The sequence below is a fragment of the Sphingorhabdus sp. genome, assembly GCF_035329025.1.
Lineage (GTDB): Bacteria > Pseudomonadota > Alphaproteobacteria > Sphingomonadales > Sphingomonadaceae > Sphingorhabdus_B.
The window spans coordinates 46,773-53,058 of record NZ_DAOLHN010000019.1 but is presented as its reverse complement, the minus strand read 5'-3'; the positions used below and the strand labels follow the sequence as shown (position 1 = coordinate 53,058).

Here is a 6,286-nt window from a genome sequence, read left to right as displayed (position 1 = left end):
CCCTTCGCCAGATCGCGCACGCGGCCGATATAGCTGGCGCGTTCCTGCACGCTGATCACGCCGCGCGCCTGCAACAGGTTGAACAAATGGCTCGCCTCGATCGCCTGATCATAGGCCGCGAGTGGCACATTGGCCTCGATGCAGCGCTTGCACTCCGCCTCTGCATGCTGGAAGCCTTTGAAAAGCTGCTCGGTATCGGCAACCTCGAAATTATACTTCGAATGCTCGCGTTCATTCTCGAGGAAGACGTCGCCATAGGTGACGCCCGCCGAGTTGAACTTCAGGTCATACACGCGGTCTACGCCCTGAATATACATGGCAAGGCGCTCGAGCCCGTAGGTCAGTTCACCCGCAACCGGTTTGCAGTCAAAGCCGCCGACCTGCTGGAAGTAGGTGAACTGCGTCACTTCCATCCCGTCACACCAGACTTCCCAGCCAAGGCCCCATGCGCCGAGGGTGGGCGATTCCCAGTCATCCTCGACGAAGCGGATATCATGCTTCAGCGGATCGATGCCGATGGCATCCAATGACCCCAGATACAGTTCCTGCAGGTTCGCAGGGCTGGGCTTCATGATCACCTGATATTGGTAATAATGCTGCAGCCGGTTCGGGTTTTCGCCATAGCGGCCATCGGTCGGGCGGCGGCTGGGCTGCACATAGGCCGCATTCCACGGATTGGGGCCAAGCGCGCGCAGCGTGGTCGCCGGGTGGAAGGTGCCCGCGCCCATGCGCATGTCATAAGGTTGCAGGATGACGCAGCCCTGTTTGCCCCAATAATCATGGAGCGTCAGGATCAGGTCCTGGAAGGTTAGGGGTCCGGATTCAGACATGGTCGCCCCTTGGCGGAAGGAGGCCCCTAAATCAAGCATCTGTGCCGCAGCGCAGCAAATGGCATGCGCAAAGCCGTAGAATTCCTGTCTTTGTAAGGTGTTGATGGCAATGTGTAAGGGGTTGTTGACATTGTCAGCGAATCAGTACATATAGTCAGGGTAAGCTGACACATGGACAATAAGAGCTGACATGAAAAACAGGCTGAGAGTGCTGCGCGCAGAGCGCCAATGGAGCCAGGCCGAGCTTGGCGAAAGGCTCGATGTTTCGCGGCAGGCGGTGAATGCGATCGAGACGGGGAAATATGATCCCTCGCTCCCGCTCGCTTTCAAGATCGCCCGGCTGTTCGAAATGCGGATTGAGGAGATTTTCGACGATGGTTTCGATGGAGACAAAAATGACTGACCTGCCCCAACTCGATGAGACCGAAGCTGAAGGCAATGTCGGCAAATCGCTCGCGTGGATTGCAGTTGCCGGTTTGGCCACCGTGTTTACCGCAGGCGCGATCGTCGGCGTGATTGCAGCGGCGACTGAAGACGGCGAAGCGCTTTCGGCGAAGGCGATCGCTATCATCGGCGTGCTCGTCGCGATTATCGGGGCGTTGATCTACACGCAATGGAATCTGGCGCGCCGCATCCGTATCGGCGGTGGTGCGTTGACCAGTCGGGAAAGATTGAACCGCAACATCATGGTGGGTTGTGCTGTATTGGGCGCCCTTATCGGCGCGCTGCTGGTGGCCGTAGACGGCATCATGCCATCCGATCCGATGACGATTTTCAAGGATGGCCCTTTGCCACTGGCCATCGCAGTACTGCTTGCAGTCTTTTGGGCCATCATCATGCCTGTCATTGCCTGGTTCTGGCACACCCGCGCCATCGACGAACAGGAAGCCGAAGCCTATCGTGACGGAGGCCATTATGCGGCCTATGCTTACCTTATCGGTGCACCGACATGGTGGTTCCTGTGGCGTGGCGGTTTACTTCCAGAGCCAAATGGAATCGCAATTTTCAGCACCTTCGCAATCATCTGGACCGCAGTCTGGTACTGGAAAAAATACCGGTGAACCCTGCTGCATCCAATCCCAGACGCTTTCAACCCAAGGAACGAACGATGAAAAACCTTCTCCTGAATTGTGCCCTCACCACGGTCGCGCTCGCGCTCTCCGCCTTTGGTACGCCAATGGCAACGCCAGCCCTCGCGCAGCAGGCCCCGGCGGCTGAGGTCGAGACAGTCGATGTCGATCCGGCACTTTGGGTGGTGAAAGATGCCGACACGACGGTCTATCTTTTCGGTACTGTCCATATCCTGAAGCCGGGAATGGCCTGGTTCGACGAGGCGGTGAAATCCGCGTTCGACAAATCGGACCGGCTGGTGCTTGAAATGGTCGAGCCGGATGCCGCCACCGCGCAGCAATTGTTCGCCAAATATGGCCTCGACACCAGCGGGAAGCCGTTAACTTCCAAGATGATGGAAGACGAGAAAGCCATTTACGCCAAGGCGATGGAAAAGGTTGGTCTACCAGTCGCGGCATTCGAACCTCTCGACCCCTGGGCAGCTGCGGTAACGATGCAGATCATGGGCCTGCAAAAGGGTGGCTATGATGTGAACAGCGGTGTCGAAACCCAACTGACCGCTGCAGCCAAGGCCTCTGGAAAGCCGATCGCGGGTGTAGAAACGATGGAATCACAACTGGCGATATTCGATACGCTGTCACAGGAAACGCAAGTCCGTTTCCTCGTCGAATCAGCCAAAAGCGTTGATGACATGACAGCCAGCATGGACAATATGGTCGCGCTTTGGGCGAAACCCGATCCCGAAGGCCTCGCTCAGGTGATGAATGAGGGACTTTCCGATCCAAAACTGCATGCTGCGTTATTGACCAACCGCAACGCCAATTGGGCAGCGTGGATCAGCAAGCAACTTGAAAAGCCAGGCACCACCTTCATGGCGGTGGGTGCAGGCCATCTTTCAGGCTCCACCAGCGTGCCGCATCTGCTGACGGCCTATGGCGTACAGGCCCAACGCGTAGAATATTAAAAGTGCTACCCTCCCCGCGCGGGGAGGGTTAGCAAGCAACGCTTGCATTTATGCGGCTTTCCGCCTATTGGCGCCCGCTTGCCGTGATGGTCATCCCTGGAGGCGTGGCGGCAAGAATTGAACTTATTGGAGATTTATTATGAGCGATCAGCTGACTCTGTCGGCCGAGCCGCGCGAACGGGCTGGCAAGGGAGCCTCCCGTGCATTGCGTCGCGAAGGCCGTGTACCTGCCGTAATTTACGGCGACAACAAGGCTCCGGAAGCCATCCATGTCGAGGAAAAAGCCCTCGTCAAGGCGCTGATGACCGGCCATTTCAGCAACTCGATTGTTGAAGTCACCGTCAATGGCAAGACCGAGCGTACCCTACCCAAGGATGTGGCATTCCATCCGGTCAGCGACCGCCCGATCCATGTCGACTTCATGCGCCTGTCAAAGGACGCAACGGTCCATGTTGAAGTCCCCGTCGTCTTCGCCAACGAAGAAGCTTCGCCGGGCCTGAAGCGCGGTGGCGTGCTCAACATCGTTCGTCACGAACTCGAACTGATCTGCGACGCCAACCTGATCCCCGACGAAATTGTCATCGACGTGACCGGTTTCGACGTGGGCGATTCGATCCACATCAGCCATGTGAAGCTGCCCGAAGGTTCGAAGAGCGCGATCACCGACCGCGACTTCACCATCGCGACCGTCGTTGCACCTTCGGGCATGAAGTCCGCTGAAGGCGACACGACCAAGTCTGAAGGCGAAGCTTGAGATAAAACGTCGTCCCTGCGCAGGCAGGGACCGCAACCGGTTTAGGCCTTCTTGGCTGAATAAACCTCCAGCGGCCCCCGCCTTTGCGGGGGCGACGTGTTTTTGGAGGGCGCAATTTCGTGCAAATCTGGGCAGGCCTTGGCAATCCGGGACCGCAATATGCGATGCACCGGCACAATGTCGGCTTCATGGCGGTGGACGCGCTTGCCGATCGGTATGAAGCTCCGGCGCCCGCCAAGAAATTTCAGGGATGGATGCAGGAAGTCCGCATCGGCGGCGACAAGATCATCCTTCTCAAACCTGCGACCTTTATGAACGAAAGCGGCCGCAGCATCCGTGCCGCAATGGATTTCTACAAATTGACGCCTGAAGACGTCACCGTCTTTTACGATGAACTCGACCTCGCGCCCTTTAAAATCAAGGTGAAGCGCGGCGGTGGCGCCGCCGGACATAATGGCATCCGTTCGACCATCGACCATATCGGCGCAGATTTCCGGCGCATACGATTGGGCATCGGCCATCCGGGGCATAAAGACCGCGTTACCGGATATGTACTGGGACCATTTTCCAAAAGCGAAATCGATCCACTTGCCGATATGCTCGGTGCAATATCAGCAGAGGCCGATTGGCTGGCAAAGGGTGACGATGCGCGTTTCATGAGCGAGGTTGCCCTTCGTCTTCATGAAGATTGAGATTGAAATGGGCACCGATTCTTACCTGGAAGTCACCGATGCGGCAGGTCGCGCATTCTTTATGCGCAACATTCAAGGGCCAGTGGTCATGCTGAACCTGCTGCGCTTTCGCGCATTGGCTGATTACAGCGCTTCGCCCGAACTTGCGCCCGACGCACCAATCAGTGGCGCGGAGGCTTTCCAGCGATATATTGACCATACGACACCATTTTTGACGGCCAGTGGTGGCGCCATCCGTTTCCTCGGCAAAGGCGGCAGCTGGCTGATCGGCCCGGAAGGCGAAGCTTGGGATATGGCCATGCTGATCGAGCAGGAAAGCGTCGCCGCGTTCCTCGGCTGGAACAGCCATGAGGACTATCTGAGAGGCATCGGCCACCGCACGGCCGCCTTGCGCGATTCAAGACTGCTTCCGCTGGTTGAAACGACCGGCGCTGTGCAGCAAGACTGACCCGTGCAGCGCGTCCTGATCGTCGGGCCGTGCGGGGCGGGGAAATCGACACTGGCTGCTGAACTGGGCCCGATATTGGGCCTGCCAGTCTTCCATATGGACCAGCTGAACTGGAAACCCGGCTGGGTGGAAAGCCGTAAGGATGAAATCCTCGAAAAGCTCGCCGCGATAACAACAACGGATCGCTGGCTGATCGACGGCACCTATGGCGGCACGCTGGCGGAGAGGCTGGAGCGGGCCGACACGGTCATCTATCTCGATTATCCGATCCGGCTGTGTGTGACGCGACTGCTGCGGCGAATATGGACGTTTCGCGGACGCGCGCGACCCGACATGACCGAAGGCTGTCCGGAGCGTTTTGATCTGGGCTTCCTGTTTTACCTTTTGCAGTGGAACAGCGGCCCCAAAATTCGGCTTGAGCGACGACTGAAAGGCCATGAAGATAAGATCATCCGCTTTGGCGACCCGATACAGCTGAAACGCTGGCTGGACTCGCAATCGGCGTAAAGCCAGTTATCTTGGCGAATTAAGGAGAGCCAGGATGACCGATATTGAACGCCGCGCTGTAATCAAAACAGCATTGGCCGTAGGAGCCGCTGCAGCGATTCCCTCCGCCGCATCAGCCGCTGACAAACCGCTCGCGGGCAAATCGGTGCTGATCACCGGTGCTTCTTCTGGCTTTGGGTATCTAGGCGCCCTGCATTATGCCCGCCTTGGCGCAAAGGTAATCGCCTCGATGCGAGGATTGCCACGCAAGGAGGCGGACGAACTCAAGGCCGAGGCGACCAAGGAAAAGCTCGACATCCATATCATAGAGATCGACGTCACCTCTGACGAACAGGTCGCAAAGGGCGTTGCCGAAGCTGAGAAGATTGCCGGCGGGCCTCTCGATATCCTCATCAACAATGCTGGTGTCGGTTATGCCGGGCCAATCGAGCTGCAGGATATGGCGGCCACCAAGCTCATTTTCGACACCAATGTTTACGGCCCGCACCGCATGGCGCGCGCGGTGTTGCCCGGGATGCGCAAGGCGAAGCGCGGGTTGATCTTCAACATTTCCTCTCAGCTTGGGCGTGTGATCGTGCCATCTGCCGGTCATTATTCGCCGACCAAGTTCGCGCTGGAGGCGATGAGCGAGGCGATGGCCTATGAACTGGTGCCGCACAATGTCGAGGTCTGCGTTATCCAGCCGGGCGGCTATCCGACCAAGGTTTGGGTGAACCGCAATCAATTGGCGAGCGAACTCAAATCAAGGCTGACCGAAGATCAGGCTGCTGCCTATCTGGCACTGGTCAACAGCATGGGCAAGGAAGACGGCACCCGCCGTAGCGCCGATCCGATGGACGTGCCCCGCGCCATCGCCGAAATCGCCGCCATGCCAGCCGGCACCCGCCCGCTGCGCCGCGCGGTGCACCCAGGCATGAAACCGCAGGAAGCGATCAACAAGGTGTCGGCAGAGACGCAACTAGCGATGCTGGGCAATTCGCCCTTCGGACCTTGGGTGAAGGCGGTGCATGACTAACCCGA

The 6,286-nt window shown here is 58.1% G+C and carries 9 protein-coding genes; 8 read left to right on the top strand and 1 reads right to left on the bottom strand.

From position 1 onward, the window contains the following. Positions 1-830 (bottom strand): glycine--tRNA ligase subunit alpha (locus tag PKC81_RS07205; RefSeq protein WP_324334542.1); only part of this gene is annotated, 830 nt, incomplete at its 3' end. A 190-nt stretch (positions 831-1,020) separates the two neighbouring features. Between PKC81_RS07205 and PKC81_RS07200 the strand changes: the two genes are divergently transcribed. The 8 genes from PKC81_RS07200 to PKC81_RS07165 all read left to right on the top strand — a co-directional run bounded on the left by PKC81_RS07200 (position 1,021) and on the right by PKC81_RS07165 (position 6,281). Then, a complete protein-coding gene (locus tag PKC81_RS07200) occupies positions 1,021-1,233 on the top strand; it encodes a helix-turn-helix transcriptional regulator (protein ID WP_324334540.1) in 213 nt (70 codons plus the stop codon). Continuing rightward, positions 1,226-1,891, top strand: coding sequence for a hypothetical protein (locus tag PKC81_RS07195; RefSeq protein WP_324334538.1), 666 nt, complete (start codon positions 1,226-1,228; stop codon positions 1,889-1,891). The genes PKC81_RS07200 and PKC81_RS07195 overlap by 8 nt, the downstream gene beginning before the upstream one ends. Before the next feature lie 47 nt (positions 1,892-1,938). Continuing rightward, positions 1,939-2,865 carry a TraB/GumN family protein gene (locus tag PKC81_RS07190; protein ID WP_324334536.1) on the top strand — a complete coding sequence of 309 codons (927 nt, stop codon included), beginning with the start codon at positions 1,939-1,941 and terminating at the stop codon, positions 2,863-2,865. A gap of 139 nt (positions 2,866-3,004) precedes the next feature. Next, positions 3,005-3,619: a 50S ribosomal protein L25/general stress protein Ctc gene (locus tag PKC81_RS07185; protein ID WP_324334534.1), complete on the top strand. Its 615-nt coding sequence runs from the start codon at positions 3,005-3,007 to the stop codon at positions 3,617-3,619. Positions 3,620-3,738: 119 nt separating this feature from the next. Next, positions 3,739-4,311: an aminoacyl-tRNA hydrolase gene (gene pth / locus PKC81_RS07180; RefSeq protein ID WP_324334532.1), complete on the top strand. Its 573-nt coding sequence runs from the start codon at positions 3,739-3,741 to the stop codon at positions 4,309-4,311. Beyond that, positions 4,301-4,759, top strand: a complete 459-nt coding sequence (locus tag PKC81_RS07175; RefSeq protein ID WP_324334530.1) for a DUF1330 domain-containing protein — start codon at positions 4,301-4,303, stop codon at positions 4,757-4,759. Before pth ends, PKC81_RS07175 begins: the two co-directional genes overlap by 11 nt. A gap of 3 nt (positions 4,760-4,762) precedes the next feature. Further along, positions 4,763-5,266 (top strand): topology modulation protein, encoded by a 504-nt coding sequence (locus tag PKC81_RS07170; RefSeq protein ID WP_324334528.1) that lies wholly within the window; start codon positions 4,763-4,765, stop codon positions 5,264-5,266. A 34-nt stretch (positions 5,267-5,300) separates the two neighbouring features. Continuing rightward, entirely contained in the window at positions 5,301-6,281 is a 981-nt protein-coding gene (locus PKC81_RS07165) for an SDR family oxidoreductase (RefSeq protein WP_324334526.1), read from the top strand. Positions 6,282-6,286 lie beyond the last annotated feature (5 nt).

Excerpts from the sequence above, each read along its gene's own strand:
- PKC81_RS07200 (WP_324334540.1), top strand. The coding sequence starts at position 1,021 with ATGAAAAACAGGCTGAGAGTGCTGCGCGCAGAGCGCCAATGGAGCCAG.
- PKC81_RS07195 (WP_324334538.1), top strand. The coding sequence starts at position 1,226 with ATGACTGACCTGCCCCAACTCGATGAGACCGAAGCTGAAGGCAATGTC.
- PKC81_RS07190 (WP_324334536.1), top strand. The coding sequence starts at position 1,939 with ATGAAAAACCTTCTCCTGAATTGTGCCCTCACCACGGTCGCGCTCGCG.
- PKC81_RS07185 (WP_324334534.1), top strand. The coding sequence starts at position 3,005 with ATGAGCGATCAGCTGACTCTGTCGGCCGAGCCGCGCGAACGGGCTGGC.
- PKC81_RS07175 (WP_324334530.1), top strand. The coding sequence starts at position 4,301 with ATGAAGATTGAGATTGAAATGGGCACCGATTCTTACCTGGAAGTCACC.
- PKC81_RS07165 (WP_324334526.1), top strand. The coding sequence starts at position 5,301 with ATGACCGATATTGAACGCCGCGCTGTAATCAAAACAGCATTGGCCGTA.